The organism is Candidatus Binataceae bacterium (genome assembly GCA_035294265.1).
In the GTDB taxonomy this organism is placed as follows: domain Bacteria; phylum Desulfobacterota; class Binatia; order Binatales; family Binataceae; genus DATGLK01.
Map to the genome: position 1 here is coordinate 1 of DATGLK010000072.1, position 16144 is coordinate 16144.

General features: G+C 61.8%; 19 protein-coding genes and 1 tRNA gene. 7 read left to right on the forward strand and 13 right to left on the reverse strand.

Annotated elements, in window-relative coordinates; genetic code table 11:
- The 8 genes from VKV28_12030 to VKV28_12065 all read right to left on the reverse strand — a co-directional run.
- The coding region (locus VKV28_12030) for a hypothetical protein (GenBank protein HLH77527.1) at positions 1-183 on the reverse strand (183 nt) is incomplete at its 3' end.
- 114 nt (positions 184-297) lie between these two features.
- Entirely contained in the window at positions 298-687 is a 390-nt protein-coding gene (locus VKV28_12035; protein ID HLH77528.1) for a RidA family protein, read from the reverse strand.
- A 68-nt stretch (positions 688-755) separates the two neighbouring features.
- On the reverse strand, positions 756-1109 hold the full coding sequence (locus VKV28_12040) for a hypothetical protein (protein ID HLH77529.1): 354 nt from the start codon (positions 1107-1109) through the stop codon (positions 756-758).
- On the reverse strand, positions 1093-1839 hold the full coding sequence (gene scnC / locus VKV28_12045) for a thiocyanate hydrolase subunit gamma (protein ID HLH77530.1): 747 nt from the start codon (positions 1837-1839) through the stop codon (positions 1093-1095). The genes VKV28_12040 and scnC overlap by 17 nt, the downstream gene beginning before the upstream one ends.
- 26 nt (positions 1840-1865) lie before the next feature.
- Positions 1866-2186: an SH3-like domain-containing protein gene (locus tag VKV28_12050; protein HLH77531.1), complete on the reverse strand. Its 321-nt coding sequence runs from the start codon at positions 2184-2186 to the stop codon at positions 1866-1868.
- A complete protein-coding gene (locus tag VKV28_12055) occupies positions 2173-2598 on the reverse strand; it encodes a hypothetical protein (protein ID HLH77532.1) in 426 nt (141 codons plus the stop codon). Before VKV28_12055 ends, VKV28_12050 begins: the two co-directional genes overlap by 14 nt.
- Positions 2599-2765: 167 nt before the next feature.
- Positions 2766-3938, reverse strand: coding sequence for an aromatic ring-hydroxylating dioxygenase subunit alpha (locus tag VKV28_12060; GenBank protein HLH77533.1), 1173 nt, complete (start codon positions 3936-3938; stop codon positions 2766-2768).
- Positions 3935-4630: an SDR family NAD(P)-dependent oxidoreductase gene (locus tag VKV28_12065; protein HLH77534.1), complete on the reverse strand. Its 696-nt coding sequence runs from the start codon at positions 4628-4630 to the stop codon at positions 3935-3937. Before VKV28_12065 ends, VKV28_12060 begins: the two co-directional genes overlap by 4 nt.
- 166 nt (positions 4631-4796) lie before the next feature.
- Between VKV28_12065 and tcuA the strand changes: the two genes are divergently transcribed.
- Together tcuA and VKV28_12075 are read left to right on the forward strand one after the other, a co-directional pair.
- Positions 4797-6299 carry an FAD-dependent tricarballylate dehydrogenase TcuA gene (tcuA, locus tag VKV28_12070; GenBank protein HLH77535.1) on the forward strand — a complete coding sequence of 501 codons (1503 nt, stop codon included), beginning with the start codon at positions 4797-4799 and terminating at the stop codon, positions 6297-6299.
- A gap of 84 nt (positions 6300-6383) precedes the next feature.
- The gene (locus VKV28_12075; protein HLH77536.1) at positions 6384-6929 is read left to right on the forward strand and encodes a hypothetical protein; all 546 of its coding nucleotides are present in this window, start codon (positions 6384-6386) and stop codon (positions 6927-6929) included.
- 73 nt (positions 6930-7002) lie between these two features.
- On the opposite strand, the gene VKV28_12080 is transcribed toward VKV28_12075, so the two are convergent.
- Complete coding sequence (locus tag VKV28_12080) at positions 7003-7908, reverse strand: ion channel (GenBank protein HLH77537.1); 906 nt, start codon at positions 7906-7908, stop codon at positions 7003-7005.
- 175 nt (positions 7909-8083) lie between these two features.
- On the opposite strand from VKV28_12080, the gene VKV28_12085 reads away from it, so the two are divergent.
- On the forward strand, positions 8084-9280 hold the full coding sequence (locus VKV28_12085; protein HLH77538.1) for a Rieske 2Fe-2S domain-containing protein: 1197 nt from the start codon (positions 8084-8086) through the stop codon (positions 9278-9280).
- Between the two features lie 77 nt (positions 9281-9357).
- On the opposite strand, the gene VKV28_12090 is transcribed toward VKV28_12085, so the two are convergent.
- Positions 9358-9870 carry a hypothetical protein gene (locus tag VKV28_12090; protein ID HLH77539.1) on the reverse strand — a complete coding sequence of 171 codons (513 nt, stop codon included), beginning with the start codon at positions 9868-9870 and terminating at the stop codon, positions 9358-9360.
- Between the two features lie 314 nt (positions 9871-10184).
- On the opposite strand from VKV28_12090, the gene VKV28_12095 reads away from it, so the two are divergent.
- The gene (locus tag VKV28_12095; GenBank protein ID HLH77540.1) at positions 10185-10667 is read left to right on the forward strand and encodes a hypothetical protein; all 483 of its coding nucleotides are present in this window, start codon (positions 10185-10187) and stop codon (positions 10665-10667) included.
- Positions 10668-10742: 75 nt separating this feature from the next.
- Here the strand turns inward: VKV28_12095 and ald are convergent, their stop codons facing one another.
- The gene (gene ald, locus VKV28_12100) at positions 10743-11849 is read right to left on the reverse strand and encodes an alanine dehydrogenase (protein ID HLH77541.1); all 1107 of its coding nucleotides are present in this window, start codon (positions 11847-11849) and stop codon (positions 10743-10745) included.
- Between the two features lie 250 nt (positions 11850-12099).
- Here ald and gcvH point away from each other — a divergent pair, with 250 nt between their 5' ends.
- Entirely contained in the window at positions 12100-12498 is a 399-nt protein-coding gene (gcvH, locus tag VKV28_12105; GenBank protein HLH77542.1) for a glycine cleavage system protein GcvH, read from the forward strand.
- A gap of 8 nt (positions 12499-12506) precedes the next feature.
- Here gcvH and VKV28_12110 read toward each other — a convergent pair whose 3' ends face one another.
- Entirely contained in the window at positions 12507-13565 is a 1059-nt protein-coding gene (locus tag VKV28_12110) for a DUF3426 domain-containing protein (GenBank protein HLH77543.1), read from the reverse strand.
- A 74-nt stretch (positions 13566-13639) separates the two neighbouring features.
- Between VKV28_12110 and VKV28_12115 the strand changes: the two genes are divergently transcribed.
- The gene (locus VKV28_12115) at positions 13640-14770 is read left to right on the forward strand and encodes a glycosyltransferase family 4 protein (protein HLH77544.1); all 1131 of its coding nucleotides are present in this window, start codon (positions 13640-13642) and stop codon (positions 14768-14770) included.
- Between the two features lie 105 nt (positions 14771-14875).
- Here VKV28_12115 and VKV28_12120 read toward each other — a convergent pair whose 3' ends face one another.
- Positions 14876-15730, reverse strand: coding sequence for a glycosyltransferase (locus VKV28_12120; protein HLH77545.1), 855 nt, complete (start codon positions 15728-15730; stop codon positions 14876-14878).
- 172 nt (positions 15731-15902) lie between these two features.
- Here VKV28_12120 and VKV28_12125 point away from each other — a divergent pair.
- Positions 15903-15988, forward strand: a tRNA-Leu gene (locus VKV28_12125).
- Positions 15989-16144: the final 156 nt, after the last annotated feature.

A 16144-nucleotide genomic window follows, 5' to 3' on the forward strand; every position in this document is an offset into this window, starting at 1 on the left:
CGGCTCCTGGTCGAAGATTCGGTAAACGGCTTGGAAACCAAGGTTCGCCATCGCCAGCGGATAGGTGTTGGGATAAATCAGGCAGACTGCAATTTTGCCTCCGGGATGGCGCTCGAACAGAATGCGCTCGTGCGCCAGCCGAGCCAGCGCGCGACCGCGTTGATCGATTACCTGGGGGGCCATTGGACCTCAGTCTATCGCGTCGCTGGCGGCCTTCTCAAGGCGACCATTGGGAAGAACTATTGGCCGCAACGGGGTGGCATAACGGTCAGGGCAGCTTTGCCAGCGAACGGCTCTTTAAGGCATTGCAGCGCAACACTGGATTTCCAGCAGTAGGCCCGGAATCATCAGCGCGGACACCCCAATCGTAGCGCTGGTGTAGGTTGGTGTGCCGAGGATCCGCTTGCGTGTGTCGACGAATTTTTGGCCGTTGGCGGCGAGATCCACTACGAAACTGGTCATCTGCAGGAGCTGGCCCAGAGTGCTGCCCGCGGCGCGTAAGATTTCCTCGATGTTGCGAAAGGCCTGAATGGTCTGTGTCTCGATCTCGTGGCCGATGACTTGACCCTTGGGGTCTAATGCCGAGATGCCCGACAGGTAGAGAACGTCGCGAAAGCGCACGCAGTTGGTAAAACCAAAAGGTTCGTATGCCAATACCCCGGAGGGGGTCGGGACGATCTCGATCATTGTCGGGTCCGGCCTGCGCCTGTTGTGATTGCGGTGGGCAGCTACAGTCGGCGCCCATCGCCTCAAACCTATGCCGATTCAAGCCGCGCCCGAACGGCGATCATGCGACTGGCGAGTTCACTTTCGGTTACTAGACCCTGCTTGAGCATGATGTGAACCAGCGCGAGCAGTTGGCGCTCGGGTGCGGGAACATTGCTGTAGAGCGAATCTACCAGCTTATCTTCGGCTTGACGCCGCTCCACGGGGGGAAGCACCCCGCTCGCGGCTAAGCAGTCGCACAGAGCCACCAGACTGGTTTTCCAAGGTGGATCGGGATTGGTGACCCCGTAACGCGGGGCGAGTACACTCCAGGTTTTCTGCTCGTCGCGCAGCGCCTCAAGCAGTTTGATAGGCTCGGTCGCTACTTCACTTTTCGCGCTCATTCGCAGCCTCTGAATGAGCCGAGCCCTGGACGGGCCGGCGTGCCTTGTGAACTGGATGAACGTCTGCCGTTCTGCCCGGGCGCGGCAGGGCGACCCCAATCATACAGTCGCGCGTGACAATCTCTGCCAACTGTTCCTCGGTCCAGTTCTCGGTGCCTTCGGGTCGCACCGGGAGGACCATGAAGCGGCATTTCTGGTTGGAGTCCTCTACCCGCACCTCCACCTCTGGTGGAAGAATCAAACCGAACTCGGCGAGGACCTGACGTGGCCAACGAACCAGTCTGCGCCGGTAGTTAGTGGTGCGGTACCATTCGGGCGACATGCCGAGCAAGGGGCGCGGGTAGCACGAGCAAAGCGTGCAGACGATGACATGATGCAGGGTCGGCGTATCTTCGAGGACACGCAGGTTCATGTAATCGCTGGGGGTGCCGAAGCCGGTGGGCTCTGCCCAATCGATCCCGATCTCCTTACAGGCCTTGACCGCATCCTCCATCAGCCGCGCTTTGAACGCCGGGTCGGTCCAAGCCTTGGCTACCAAGCGAGAGCCGGCGGCCGGTCCGATCGATTCGGCCCACTCGGTAAACCTGCGATGATCTTCAGCGGTAAACAGGCCGTGTTCGATTGCGAGTTCGCGTACCGCGATCTCGAGCACCTCGAAGTCGGTGATTTCTTCCACCATCGGCGCCGCGGGATGCTCGCCACTGCCTCCCGGCTGGTGTGAATGGCTCACAGATTTGCCTCCTTCAATCCGCGCGGTCACGCGGGCTCGAGCCAGCGCTCCGGGGACTCGGTCTGGAGCGTGTCGTTGTCGAACGGATATTCAGGCCAAAGATCCTTCTGTCGGAATCGTACGATATAGTACTGCTCCAATCGGCCATCTCGGTTGAAAGCTTCATCCTCGGGGATGACGTCCTGGTAGGTATGAGCGGCGACGGTGCCCACGATCCCGCGGACATACATCTGGGTGCGGCTATAGAACAGATTGGGGAGGTCCTTGACGCGAACCCGGTCGCCCACGTTGAAGCGGGCCTTACCAGCGGTAGGCGGGAGCTTTTTTGCGGATTTACTTTTTGGCATTGCGCGCTTTGACCTCCGCAATCTTTTCCACTAATTCGACCAGCGAAATATGGTTTTTGTCCACCAGCATGCGCGCTGCCGCCAAGATCCAGCGCCCATAGTACGGGATGCCTAGATAGAGCGCATAGCCCAGGTCGTTATCCGCCCGACGTCGCCTTTCCTCGGAGTTCCAAATACCCTTCCAACCCAAAACTTCGCAGGTCACATAGGTATCGAGTTCCCATTGCTCCTCTTCCTTCTCCTCATACTGGACGGGAACGTCGAACTGACCGCCGACATCGTGGGGCGGGTGCATGTAGGCTTTGAAAAGAGGGGCGCTAAGCTCGTAATTCCAGTTTTGGGGCAGATGAATCGCCGGCTGCAACGAGCCGATAAGTTCTTGCTGCTCACGAAGGTCATAACGTGCTGGCATTAGTCTGAACCCCTATTTTTGGCTCTCCAAGCTACCCAAGGACTTGTTAACTCGCAAGATTTTTGACCCCCCCTCTTCTCCGCGTGGCCGATGGCGCCCCACCTGTGTTGGTGAACACCCCGTGGCGGTGCCGCCCTTCCGCTTACGTGCGCTCGGGGAGCGTCGAATCACTCCAGGCTGTTGAATTGCGTACCCATCATCGTGCGCCATTGCGCCCAAAAATTGCGCAGGCGGTTGTCGTCGCCGCGGGTGCCGACGCTGCTATTGGAGCCGCGGGCAATGATGCTGAAGGGGACGCCGCGACCGCTAACCCCGGCCTGCTGGAGGCGAAAGACGGGCTGATCCTCCTGTTCCAATGGGCCTAGGAACCAAGTCATGTGCTGAAAGCGGCGCTGCTCGCGCATCTCTTCACTGTCGCTCTTAAGCCCTAGCACGCGACTTTCCAGCCGCACCCGGCACGGCCCCAAGCTGCGCTGAGTATCGATGGAGATCATACTGGACCGCAGCATCACATTGATGTCGGGAAACAGCGTGACAATGTAGCCTGCCCCCTCTTTAACTCCAGGCAGTGGATAACGGCGCAACTTGTCCCACAGCTCGGGCCCCATCCCGACCGGATCCATTTTTAGATGCTGCACGGCGTGGCCATGCTCGAACAGATGGTAGGGGCCGGGCGGACTGGCGCGGCGGAAAAAAGGATGGACGAAGGGGACGTGGTAGCCGTCGCGCACGTTTTCCGCGAAGATCTTCCAGTTAACTTCGACCTCGTAGCCGTAGTATTTGATGACCTCGAACTCACCCTGGTCAAGCGGCGTGGCCAAGCTGTCGATCACTCCCTCCCCCAGCCATTGGCGCAGCGGGGGCGCTCCCGGATCGGCGTTGACAAAGATCAAGCCGTAGATGCTCTCGCAGCGCAGGCCTAACAGTGGTAGCTGCTTGGCGTCGAAGCCACTGCCGGCATACGCCTCTTCGCCGGGTACCGCGATTAAATCGCCCTCCAGCGAATAGACCCACGCGTGATAGGGACAGCGAAAAGTGCTGGCATGGCCGCAGCGCTCGGCAGTTAGCTGGGTGCCGCGATGGCGACAGGTGTTGTAGAAGGCGCGAATCTGCCCGTCCTTGCCATGCACGATCAAAAGTGGCGACTCCGCCACCGAGGTAGTCAGATAGTCGCCCGGGCGCGGAAGCTCGCTCTCGTGGCAGGCAAACAACCAGCAGCGGTCGAACAGCCGGCGCAGCTCCTGCTGGTAAACCTGCGGATCGGTATAGACCCGGTTGTCGACCAGGTTGGAAGCCGCGATTTCGGAGCTTGCCCAAGAGGGGTGCGCGGGCTTATTCATGGCATCAAAAGACCACCATTGATGTGGAGAACCTGGCCGTTAATATAATCGCTGGCTGGATCGAGAAAAAACAGCACCGCGCCGGCTATGTCGCTGGGCTGGCCGACGCGGCCCATCGGGATCGCTTCTTCCAGCGCCCGGACTCGCTCGCGTGGTACCAGATCGAGCATCGGAGTCTGGATTGGACCGGGAGCAATCGCATTGGCGGTTACGCCGCGGCCGGCGTATTCCAGCGCGGTGGACTTGATGAGGGCCTCGATCCCGGCCTTGGCGGCGGCGTAAGCCGCGCCATGACGGTAGCCCTTGCGGCCGTAACCGGAAGAAAAGGCAACGATTTTGCCTCGTTTGCGCGCTTCCATCATGGGTAGCAGCGCACGGATGGCTAAAAAAGCGCTGGTCAGTGAAACGTCCAGCACCCGATGCCATTGCGTCAGCGTGAGCTGGGCCAGCGGCGCTTCCGCCACGACTCCTGCCGCGCAGACCAGCCCCTGGATATCGTCAAATTCGCGATGAACTTTCAACACCGCCGCCGCGATCTCGGCCTCCTGGGTCACATCCAACTCGATGCTGCGGGTGGCCGCGTGCGCAGGCTTCAGATCGAACGAGATGACACGGTCGCCGCGCGCCAAAAGCGCCTGGCCAATCGCCGTGCCCAGACCGCCGGCGCCGCCCGTGATGATTACCGTAGCCATTGCACCAGCTTTAATTGCATGGCTGGGACATATCAAGCGCGATACGGTTAAGCCATCGACGTACCAGCGCGCGGCGTGTCAGGCGCCGCTTGCAATCGCGCCGACGCGACGGCAAACACTAGCAGGGTAAGCTGGGTCAGCCTGATCTTAGGATGGAGGAAAGGGCATGACGGTAGCATCGACGGGACCGCTGAGCTGTGACGTGGTGGTGGTGGGAGGCGGCAACGCGGCTTTATGCGCGGCCTTGGCGGCCCGTCAAAGCGGAGCCAGCGTGATCGTGTTGGAATGCGCACCGGCGGCCGAGCGTGGGGGCAACAGCCGCTTCACCGCGGGTGCGATGCGCGTGGCCTACGACGGCGTCGACGACTTGTTGCGTGTGATGCCCGATCTGAGCGCCGAGGAACTCAGCCAGACCGATTTCGGGACCTATTCGGCCGATCAATTTTATGACGACCTGTGTCGCGTCACCCAGTACCGGACCAATCCGGCGATGGCCGAGACGCTGGTCAATCACAGCTTGGATACTTTGCTTTGGCTGCGGAGCCAAGGTATACGCTTTGCGCCCATCTACGGCCGCCAAGCCTTTAAAATCGACGGCCGCTTCAAGTTCTGGGGCGGGTTGACGGTAGAGGCCTGGGGCGGCGGGCCGGGATTGATCGAAGCGCTTTATGCCGCCGCCGAGCGTGCCGGAATCACGGTCATGTACCAAGCGCGCGCGCTGGAGTTGATCCATGACGAACATGGCGTGCATGGCGTCATGGTCCGCTTCCAAGGTCGCCATCTCGCGGTGCAGACGCGCGCCGTCGTGCTGGCCTGCGGCGGTTTCGAGGCCAACGCGGAAATGCGCACCCGCTATCTGGGGCCGGGCTGGGACCTGGCCAAGGTGCGCGGCAGCCGCTTCAACACTGGGGACGGGATCTTGATGGCGCTGGAGGTGGGCGCGATGCCCTGGGGCAACTGGTCGGGCTGCCACGCCGTGGGCTGGGATCGCAACGCGCCCGACTTCGGCGATCTAAGCGTAGGCGACGCGTTTCAGAAGCACAGCTATCCCTTTGGAATCATGGTCAACAGTCGCGGCCGACGGTTCGTAGACGAAGGGGCTGACTTCCGCAATTATACCTACGCCCGCTATGGCCGCGCCATCCTGGAGCAGCCCGGCCACTTCGCTTGGCAGATCTTCGATCGCAAGGTGAGCGGGCTGCTGCGCGACGAGTACCGCATCAAGCGGGTGACGCGGGTCAGCGCCGACAGCCTGGAGCAGCTGGCGGGAAAATTGGAGGACGTGGATCCGGCCGGCTTCCTGGCCGAAGTCAGGGCTTATAACGGCGCTGTACGCCAGGATATTCCCTTCAATCCCAACATTAAGGACGGCCGTGCCACTCAGGGCCTGGCGATCGACAAGCATAACTGGGCCAATCCGATTGATACGCCACCATTCGAGGCCTATGCCGTGACCTGCGGTATCACCTTCACCTTTGGCGGTTTGCATATCGATGACGAGGGGCGAGTGATCAACACTGATGGGGTGCCGATTACAGGCTTGTACGCGGCGGGTGAACTGGTAGGCGGCCTATTTTACTTCAACTACCCCGGAGGCAGTGGCTTGACGGCGGGGTCGGTGTACGGCCGTCTGGCTGGCCGCTCGGCGGCGCGGGCCTTGCGCTCGTGATTGGGTAGCCCTCGCAGGCCGGACTTGACTGATTGGCGCGAGGCGGTTTATAGGGCATAACTCAGCTCGTTAGGAGAATATAGATTGAACCTATCGCAAAAATTGATAGCTTTGGCTGCGTGCGCGCTGGTCTCAGGCACGATGCTGGCGCCGCCCGCGGGCGCCCAGGATCAGCTCGCTTCGACTCCCGCCAGCCCCGCGCCGATGACCCAGCGCCAACTGGACTGGAAAGCGGCCAAGGCCGAACGCAAGGCGGTGTTCGGCGAAAACATGCTCCTGAACAAAAAGGAGGAGGCCACGTTCTGGCCGCTTTACAATCAGTACGAAGCGGCGATGGATAAGATCGAACTGCGCCACGTCCAAGAGGTTCGCGAGTTTTCCAAAAACGCCACCTCGCTCACCGACGCTCAGGCCACGCAGAAGCTCGACGAAGTAATGGCGATTGCGCAGGACCGCCTGAACGTGCAAAAGCGGTTTATACCCAAGTTTCGTGCCGCTCTTGGACCGATTAAGACCACGCGCTTCTTCCAGATCGACAACAAGCTGCGCGCATTGCTACAGGCTCAGATCGCGCAGATGGTGCCGCTGGCCACGCCGCCTGGGGCGCTGAAGGCTTACGGACAAGATTAGCCGCTGGTTAAGAACCCCAAACACCATCGCGGCGGTGCCATTGAGCACGGCACCGTCGCGATGGCGCGCGAATCTATAGCGCGACTACGTCGTCCAGACGACTGACGTCAATGGTGGAAGTGCCGTCGGGGTGAAAATGCAGGACATCCACAAAGCGGCTGTTCCAACGAATATCATTGGCGCCATAGGTATGACGGACGTGGACATTATTCATCACGGTGCCATCCAGTCCGGTGAGCGAGACTACGAACGCGGTGTCGGCGTGGGCCAGGCTCTCGGGTGTGGCGCCGGCCAGCGGGCTATCCGCGGTAATCGGATGGATTGCGGTCCAGGTTAGAGAAAAGACCGGGTTTAAATAACGCTCCAGCGCCAGATCGGTTACGGCCCGGAACTGTTGTTGTTCGGTCGTCAGGATCGTGCGTACCATCGCGACGTTGGCCCGTGCTTCGACGATTTGATTTAGGCGCAGGTTCGACATCCGAAACATCAGGCACAGGCGGCCATTGTGCGGGCAGATAACCATGACCTGGCTAAAGCGCACCCGCGCGCTGGGCAGCGAGAATTTAGCGAAGGTCAGGCCGGTCATCAGGGCCAGTGAGATCAGGGCCAGGAAGGCTTGGACCGTGACCAGCAGGTTGGTCGGGAGTGAGCGAGGCGCCAGTTGGCCATAGCCGATGGTGGCCATGGTTTGAACGCTGAAAAAGAAGGCGTCCAGGTACGAGCCGGGGCGAGCGTTGTCGATCCCGCCGCATCCCCAGTAACCCAGCGCAAAGAGTAGGTTTACTCCAACAAACGCTGTGCTCATGAGCAAAATGAGCCGCGGCCACGAGGTGCTGAGCAAATAGTAGTAGAGATCCTTCAGGCGGTCGGGCTGGGCGCCGAGCAACCTCACCGGGGCGGTGCCGTAAGGGCCGATCACGGATTTGCCCAGCCGGGACGAGGGTGGCTGCCGGCCCGAGCTCTTTATGCGCTCGCTCATGCTGGTCTCCAGGATGCTCCCGGGGTGCTTCCAATACCAAATGGCCCACCGCGCGGGGTGATTTTTAAGAGCCCTCGGTTCTGTCAACCGCGAGCACAAAGGGTTATATATGACTTGTGTATTTATGGCATGAAGGTTCCTGGCCCGTGAACTGCACAATTCAGGAGAGAGCCTGATGCTTAAGACAGAAGACAACGAGTTGTTGTGTCGAGTTGGTCCCGATAGCCCGATGGGCCGATTCATGCGGGAGTATTGGGTGCCGGCGATGCGCTCGGCCGCGCTGCCAGCGGGCGGTGCGCCGCGACGAGTGCGCTTGTTGGGCGAAGACTTTGTGCTCTTTCGCGCCGCCGACGGACGGCTTGGATGCTACGACGAGGCCTGCCCTCATCGCGGGACCTCGCTGGCCTTGGCCCGCAACGAAGGCGACGGTTTGCGCTGTGCCTATCACGGATGGAAGCTAGGTATGGAGGGCCAGTTGCTGGAGGTCCCCACCGAGCGACCTGAGCGGCGTGCCGAGCTTATCGGCAAAACCCGGCTGCGGCGCTATCCGGCCCGCGAAGGCGGAGGCATCGTGTTCGTGTTCCTGGCCGATCACGAACCCTCGCAGTTTCCTCGGTTCAATTTCATGGATCTGCCGGCCGACCATGTGCGGGTGTCGTTGGGGGTGATCGAATGCAACTGGTTTCAGGGGCTGGAGGGACAATTGGACTCGGCCCACGTCGGCATTCTGCATCGCGATTGGCTGCGCGGTGGCAACGCCACCAAGGATACTGGTCCGCGCTTTGTGTTCGATCCTCAGCCCTACGGCTATCGCGAGGCGGCGGTGCGCAAGATGCCCGATGGCCAGCATTATGTGCGGGTGCGAGACTATGCGGTGCCTTGGTACTCGTTCATTCCGATGGGCAGCCGCAAGGACGACCATCTGCTGACTATCTCGGTGCCGGTGGACGATTATCACTCCGCGCAGTGGGACGTCTGGTATAACTTTACCCGCCCGGTGGGCAATTTTCCCACCAACGCCCCGGCCAACTTGGACAATAGCGCGGAAGGTCTGGGTAATATCGACAACCGCTGGAACCAGAACCGCGAGCGCATGAAGGAAGGTAGTTGGGCCGGTATGCCGTTTCTGCGCTTCGAGGACTACTCGGTGGCCGTCTCCCAGGGCCCGATCGTCGATCGCTCCAAAGAGTATCTGGGCTCCAGCGACACCTCGGTCAACCGCGGCCGCCGTCTACTGCTGGAGGCGGTGCGCCGCTTCATGAAAGGTGAGCCGGCCCATGGCCTTGACACCGAGGTCGCGTGGGGTGTGATGGAGGCACAGGACGCGGTGATTTCGCCCCAAGCCGATTGGCGCGAGGTGGGCCGCTCCTAAGCCGCTGCAACTTCCAAGCGGGGGAACGTCACGGTTCCCCCGCTTCATTTCCGATCACGCCGGGTTGGCCCAGGGCGTCACTGCTCCTTGTTCACCTGCCACATCCCTTGCTCCAAGTAGGTGGTTCCCCCGTTGGTGCACGAATACTCACCCGAGCCTTTAGCATTGGTGAGCTGGCCATTGTACATGCAGGTTATGCCGATTGGTAAGTAGATGCGAAAGGTGGTCCGGCTGGAGTCGAGATCGCCCGAGATCACCTTGCCGTGCTGCATGTCCTGCAAGCAGACCATGTTTCCATACGCGCAGCTATAGGTCCCGGTAAAGCTCGTGGGCGAGGTCTGGCGCAGCTGGAGGGTGATTTTCTGGACCGCGTTGCAGCGATCGGGCTTGGTTAAGGCGCCGCAGTAGGCGCGCGTGGTGCCTTCCCACAGCCCCGTCACGGGATGGCTGGTCACCAACCACAACCCGCCTTCGTGCGCCTCTGGTGCGGGCGTTAGCGCTGACGGCCAAGCGTGGGCGCTCTGCGCCGCCACGCCCAGACTAACGATTAGAAGCACGACCAAAAAACAACCTGCCTGAATCGTTCGCATTGGCTTTATCCTTTCCGAATAGTTTGAGGTCTGAATAGTTAGACGCCGTTCAGGTTGGCTTTAATCTATCGCGAACGCGGAGGGCGGGCAGTAAGTTCGAAAGCCGGGGCGGGTGGATAGCCCGCGGCGCGTACTTGCGCGTAAAAATTACCAAGTCCGCTTGCTGGCTCAAGATTCGGTTGCAGATCTCGTAGGTATTTCAACCCCAGACCGCGGCCCGGTTTTTGCGAAAGAAGTCGGCAGCATAGCTTGCTGAGCAAACCACCGGAGGCCTGACGAGATTTCTCCGCCGCTTGGCAGATTGGAGCGCAAGCATGAATGAAGAATTGGTAACTCGGGAAGCGGTGGCGCGGCTGGACGAGCTGCTGCCGGTTAACTTCGAGGGCGGGATTGTCCTGCCTGAACAGTATTATGATCTGTACGGCCGCGGTACGTGTTCTAATGATGGCGAGCATCGCTTGGCCTTCGCCGTACTGGCGGATGCGGTAGCGTGCTATCTGAAATATCGCGAGGCGCGTTCGCGCAAGGCCCGGCTGCGCTTCGATGAAGTCGCTTATTGGATGCGTTCGCCCAGCCGCCAGGGTATCTACTCCTATCTCAACCTGTGCGATTTGCTCGGGATCGAAGGGCGCCAACTGCTGCGGGCGTTGGAGAAACATGCACCGGTGCAAGGTGATACACGCCGCGAAATTCGCCTCTCGCAGTGGTTGGGCAAGCCGCAAAGCGGCTTGTGTCCCGGTCGCCGCCCCTTGCGCCAGGGCGGGCGTCGGCGTGAGCGTGCCGCGCAAAGCGCATAGGCCCGGTGCCTCGAAATCACTCGGGCCATAGCGCAAATGACCGGTCGTAACAGACAGCGCCTACCAAGGTGGTCATCAGGACCAGGGCGAACGGGGTTCGACACCCAGGGCTTGGGCAACCGCGGGATGGACGACGTGGCCGTCGAAAATGTTAAGGCCGGCGCGCAAGGCTTGGTTCTGTTGGCAGGCCTTAAGCACCCCTTGGTCGGCGATCTCCAGGGCATAGGAGAGGGTTGCGTTGGTCAGCGCGTAGGTGGAGGTGTGAGGGACCGCGGCCGGCATATTGGTGACGCAGTAATGGACCACGTCATGATAGCGATAGATGGGCTGCTCATGGGTGGTAGGACGTGAGGTCTCCGAGGTCCCGCCCTGATCGATCGATAGATCCACCAGCGCCGCGCCCGGCTTCATTCGCGCGACCATCGCACGCGTAATCAGCCGAGGGGCGCGCGCACCGGGGACCAGCACCGCGCCGATAACCAGATCTGCTTGGCTGATCTCCTCCTCCAGGGCGGCGCGATTAGACATCAAGGTGTTGAGATGGCCGCCCAAGATGTCGTGCAGATAGCGCAGTCTGGGCGCGCTTATGTCCATTACCGTAACCTCCGCCCCCACTCCGACCGCGACTTGGCTAGCGTTGGCCCCCGCGATTCCGGCGCCCAGGACCAGTACCCGCCCGGGGCGCACGCCGGAGGCGCCGCTGAGCAGTACGCCGCGACCACCGTTTTGCGCCTGCAGGCACCAGGCGCCAGCTTGTATCGCCAGCCGCCCGGCGACTTCGCTCATGGGGGCCAGCAGGGGTAGGCTGCGATCTTCTAGTTGCACGGTTTCGTAGCCCAGCGCGCTGGAGCGGCTGGCGAGCAGGGCGCGTGCGAGCTCGGGATTGGCCGCCAGATGAAGGTAGGTGAAAACGATCAGATCCGGCCGCAGGTAGGGAAATTCAGCGGGAAGCAGCTCCTTGACCTTGAGAATCAGATTGGCGGCGCGCCACAGCGCCGCCGCCGAAGGCATGATACGCGCGCCGGCGGCGCGAAAGGCACGATCGTCCAACCCGCTGCCAACTCCCGCACCGCGCTCGACCAGTACACTGTGGCCATGCGCGCACAAGGCGCCGACGCCGGCCGGAGTCAGCGCTACCCGATTTTCGTCAACTTTAATTTCGCGCGGTATTCCAACTATCATTGGCTCTCCATTATGGTGACCAGGACAGGCCGTTTACGCGCCCGTTAAGAGCGCCACCTGCGACCACACCGCGGTGGCGGGTGATTGACATGTGTCCGGCGTATTGTTCGTGCGCGTAAGGGTGTCAGCCCGAGATGGTTGAGACCTTGACAACGACGTTACGGCCGCGCTTGATGACATTGCGCGCGAGCAAATGCGCTTGGTATGGAGCGCGGCGCTTAGGCGCCGCCGTGTGTTTCGGAGGGAGGTTATGGAGATCCCCGCGGGCCTTAAATATTCCAAAGAGCACGAATGGGTCGCGGCCGAAGACTCGGTGGCTACCATTGGTATCACTGACTTTGCCCAGGACCAGTTGGGTGAAATTGTATTCGTGGAATTACCGGGCGTGGGCGACAAGATCAGCAAGGATGATGCCTTCGGCGTGATCGAATCGGTCAAGGCTGCCTCGGATATTTACGCCCCGATCAGCGGTACGGTGGTCGAGGTCAACCAGGAGTTGCCCGAAAGTCCCGAGATTATCAACGAAGATCCTTACGGCGACGGCTGGTTGATCAAGATCAAGATCGGCGATACCGCCGAATTGGACGATTTGCTTGACAGCGATGAGTACGAAGAATTGGTGGCCGAAGAACAGGAGGACAAGGAATAGTTCGGCCATCAGAGTCCGGGCTCGCCAGCGACCGCGGGCGGTTCGGCGCGGACCACAGCCAGCACCACGCCGCGCGCTTGGGCCGGTGGATCGACGAAGACCGCCATAAAGGGCGCGCTCGCGCCGCTGGGCAGAATAAAATTTCGCGGCGCAAGTTTTTGAAAAAATTGCAGCTCGTGCGGCGTCATCTCGGTGGCGAAACGCGCCGAGAGCAGATTGCCGCAAAATACCTGCTGGCCAGCCACGCTGTGCCGCTGGCCGTCTACCAGATTAACGGCGACTTCGATCGTATGCAGGGCGTCGGAGCTGTGGTTGTGCGCGCTCCCGTTAACTACCAAAGCCAACCGATGGTTATCCAGCTGGCGATACGCGACATGCACCTCGTCCAGCTTGACTTGGCTCTCCAACGTCGGATGGTCCTGGAATTCGGTCCCGATCACCGGCAATTGTGCCAGCCATGCCCGGCTGGCCGCCGGCGCCACTCCCAACAGCAGAGTCAGCACCGCGTAGGCCATTACCGCCAGCGCAAAGAGCAGGAGGAAGAAGCCACTGGAATGAAGCGGGCCAGCTTGCTGGCGGGTCTGCGCGCCATCCTCCTCGTCTCCGGCCAGCGCTGCCGCAGGCTTGTGCGCGCGCCCGCGGGCCCGGGCTCGCGGGCGGAGCGCGCTGGATGGAGCAGCTGGCGGATCCGCGGTTTCGCCCACCTGCCAGTGCTCGCGCGGATCGTCGGCCAGGGTGGGCTCGTCGCTCTCGCCCAGATGATGATCGTCGGCCGAGTCGTCGCTGAAGTCGAAGCTGAGATTTTCCGGGACTTTGAGGTCGGTCTCCGCGAATGAACGGGCCAGGGGGTTGTCATCTCGCGGCGGCTCGGAGGCAGCCGCTGCAATCGACGGTGACTTGGCCTGCGCAGGTTGCGGTAAGGGCGGGGTCGGCCCACTGGCGGCGCGTGGCTCGCTGCTGAAGACATGGCCGCAGCGCGAGCATTTGAAGGTCGGGTTTTCCTGGGGCAGTGCCCCCTCGTCAAGCCGATAGCGCGTTTGACAACTGGGACATTGGACTTCGATCATCGCCTCACCTTGCCGCCGCCACTTACCTTAGCACAACCTGGGGGCGCGCGCAGTCGGCGCGAAGGCGGCCACTGATGCGAATCGCAGTGCTGGCGCGCCGTTTCAATCCTGGCGGCGGTGGAACCGAGCGCGACTTGGTCGCCGCGGTCGAATTTCTTCAGGCGAGCGGCCATCGCCTACACATCTATGCCGCCCGCCGGGCGAGTCCGCGCTGGCGTGGAATCGAGGTCAGCCGCCTGCCTGCCGCCGCGCTGGGATCGCGCACCCTGGAGGTGCTGGGTTTCGGCCTGCTGGCCGCACGCGCCGCCCGCGCTGGCGGCGCCGAACTAACGCTCAGCTTCGGCCGCGCGATCGGAGCTGACCTGATCCGATGCGAGGGAGGGGCGCATCGCAGCTATTTGCAGGCCGCTCGCCAATGGGATTCGCGCGGCCAAAGCGTGCTCCGCGCGCTCAGCCCCTACCATCGCGCCCAATGCCTGATGGACGCCGGCGCGTTTCATTCGCCGCGGCTGGGCGCGGTGGCGGCGATCTCGCGCCTGGTGGCCAACGACCTGCAGCGCTGCTTCAGCCTTGATCCGGGCCGTTTGACGCCAGTTTACAACGGCGTCGATCTGGATCGCTTTCAGCCCGCCACTGCAAAGCGCCGGCGCGAAGTACGTGCTGCCTTGCAACTCGATCCCGACTCCAAGGTGGCGATTTTTGTCGGCAGCGGATTTGCTCGCAAAGGGATGGGATGTCTGCTGGACGCGTGGCCGCTGATAGCCTCGCAAACCGTCCTGGTAGTAGTTGGCGCTGACCGCCGAGCGGGCAATTTTCAGGCACGCGCCCGGGCCCTTGGGATCGCCTCGCGGCTGCGATGGCTGGGGCCCCGTCAGGACGTCCCAGATCTGCTCGCCGCCGCTGATGTGCTGGTACTGCCCTCACTGTTCGAAGCCTTCGGCAACGTTGCGCTTGAAGCGATGGCGGCAGGTTTGCCGGTGCTCTTGAGCGCTCAATGCGGCGCGACCGAGGTTCTGCCCGCGACCTGGCAAGAGTTCGTGGTTCCTGATCCTAGACAACCCGAGGAGCTGGCGCGCCGTCTGAGCGGGTTGTTGGCCGTGGCGCCCGAGCTGCGAGCGGATGCCCGGCTGACGGCGGAACGATTCACGTGGCAGCGCTACGGCGAACAATTGGCCGCGCTTTTCGATAAATCCACGAAAAGCTGAAGTGGAGAGGGTCAAATTTTCAGCACCACCTCGACTGTCTTCAAGTCATGTCTTTTTACGTCTTGCTTGGATCTCCTGTTTAAAGAAAGTCGCCGCGGTCATGGTTTAAACGCGAGGCCGGCGTAATCCGTCAATCATCCCCAGCGCCGTGGCCATCCGCTTCTCCGCGCGCGCAAGTCGCTCCATGCCCAGGGGTAGCGCCCGGGCCAATGTAAGCCGCATCGCGGCCAGCGCGGTATCGGCCAGCACTTCGGGCCAGCCGTGGGCTTCGTGCAACATCCGGCATCGGCCCCGCTCGCGGGCCACCCGCAGAAAGCGGGCGCGGTTGGCGCGTTCAGCCTCGACCTCGTGGTAGACTAAAGCGCCCGGTGCGTAGCCGATCTGCAGCCCAGCCGCGCGCATCCGCGAGGAAAATTCGGTTTCCTCTTCGTGGCCGCAGGCGCCCGGTCCCAGCCGCTCGTCGAAGCCTCCCAAGCGCTCGAAGACCTCGCGGCGAAAGCCCATGTTGGCGCCCAGCACGCCATGTACCGAACGAATCTCCAAGCCATGATCGACGATCGGCAGATCGAGGTAGGCCGCCATCGGTCCGACCACGCTGGCGGGCGGCCGGGCGGGCAGGATACGTCCCTTCATCGCCGCGAACTGAGGACAGGAGTTAAAGAATGCCTCGACTTGGGCGAGATAATCGGGAGCGGCGAAAAGGTCGTCGTCCAGGCAGACGATTATTTCGCCGCGCGCCCGCTTGATGGCCTGGTTCTGCACCCGGCATTTGCCCGGGCGGGGATCGTGAAGATGTTGAAGCGCAATTGGGGTCGGCGCCGTCGTAGTGGGTTGTGGGGTGCCGTTTTCGGCCACCAGCAGCTCATGATGATCGGGGCGGGCCTGGCGGTATAGCGATTCCAGCAGCCGCGCCAGGGAATGGGGCCGACGATGAGTGGCGATTATTATCGAGATTTTCACCAGCTTGATGTTCGCAGTGTGACCCAGGCGAGGGCGCCGCTCAACGTCCCCGCCCCGCCCCGGCAACCGGAGGGCCCGGGTAACTTGAATTGAGCCGCGCGGACCGCTAATCCTGTCAGTTCCCGGTCCCAAGCGCGCGGCGCGCGCTTGGGACCGGGCCTCGGCCCTCCCGGCGAGAGTGGCGGAATGGCAGACGCGCAAGGCTCAGGACCTTGTGAGCGCAAGCTCGTGGGGGTTCAAGTCCCCCCTCTCGCACCAAGAAATATTAGTAAAATAACGGCATTTGGGACCGCCCAAAAGCGTTGGCGATTTCGTTCTCACTTTGTTTCCAGCCGCAAAAACCGCAGGGTCAAGGAGTTTCTCAGCGCCCACACCTGCACTTCACCTCGAAACTATTCCCCGTGGTTCAACCAC

Excerpts from the sequence above, each read along its gene's own strand:
- ald (HLH77541.1), bottom strand. The coding sequence starts at position 11,849 with ATGATAGTTGGAATACCGCGCGAAATTAAAGTTGACGAAAATCGGGTA.
- VKV28_12060 (HLH77533.1), bottom strand. The coding sequence starts at position 3,938 with ATGAATAAGCCCGCGCACCCCTCTTGGGCAAGCTCCGAAATCGCGGCT.
- VKV28_12080 (HLH77537.1), bottom strand. The coding sequence starts at position 7,908 with ATGAGCGAGCGCATAAAGAGCTCGGGCCGGCAGCCACCCTCGTCCCGG.
- VKV28_12035 (HLH77528.1), bottom strand. The coding sequence starts at position 687 with ATGATCGAGATCGTCCCGACCCCCTCCGGGGTATTGGCATACGAACCT.
- tcuA (HLH77535.1), top strand. The coding sequence starts at position 4,797 with ATGACGGTAGCATCGACGGGACCGCTGAGCTGTGACGTGGTGGTGGTG.
- VKV28_12050 (HLH77531.1), bottom strand. The coding sequence starts at position 2,186 with ATGCCAAAAAGTAAATCCGCAAAAAAGCTCCCGCCTACCGCTGGTAAG.
- VKV28_12110 (HLH77543.1), bottom strand. The coding sequence starts at position 13,565 with ATGATCGAAGTCCAATGTCCCAGTTGTCAAACGCGCTATCGGCTTGAC.
- VKV28_12040 (HLH77529.1), bottom strand. The coding sequence starts at position 1,109 with ATGAGCGCGAAAAGTGAAGTAGCGACCGAGCCTATCAAACTGCTTGAG.
- VKV28_12085 (HLH77538.1), top strand. The coding sequence starts at position 8,084 with ATGCTTAAGACAGAAGACAACGAGTTGTTGTGTCGAGTTGGTCCCGAT.
- VKV28_12090 (HLH77539.1), bottom strand. The coding sequence starts at position 9,870 with ATGCGAACGATTCAGGCAGGTTGTTTTTTGGTCGTGCTTCTAATCGTT.
- VKV28_12055 (HLH77532.1), bottom strand. The coding sequence starts at position 2,598 with ATGCCAGCACGTTATGACCTTCGTGAGCAGCAAGAACTTATCGGCTCG.
- VKV28_12065 (HLH77534.1), bottom strand. The coding sequence starts at position 4,630 with ATGGCTACGGTAATCATCACGGGCGGCGCCGGCGGTCTGGGCACGGCG.
- gcvH (HLH77542.1), top strand. The coding sequence starts at position 12,100 with ATGGAGATCCCCGCGGGCCTTAAATATTCCAAAGAGCACGAATGGGTC.
- VKV28_12095 (HLH77540.1), top strand. The coding sequence starts at position 10,185 with ATGAATGAAGAATTGGTAACTCGGGAAGCGGTGGCGCGGCTGGACGAG.
- VKV28_12115 (HLH77544.1), top strand. The coding sequence starts at position 13,640 with ATGCGAATCGCAGTGCTGGCGCGCCGTTTCAATCCTGGCGGCGGTGGA.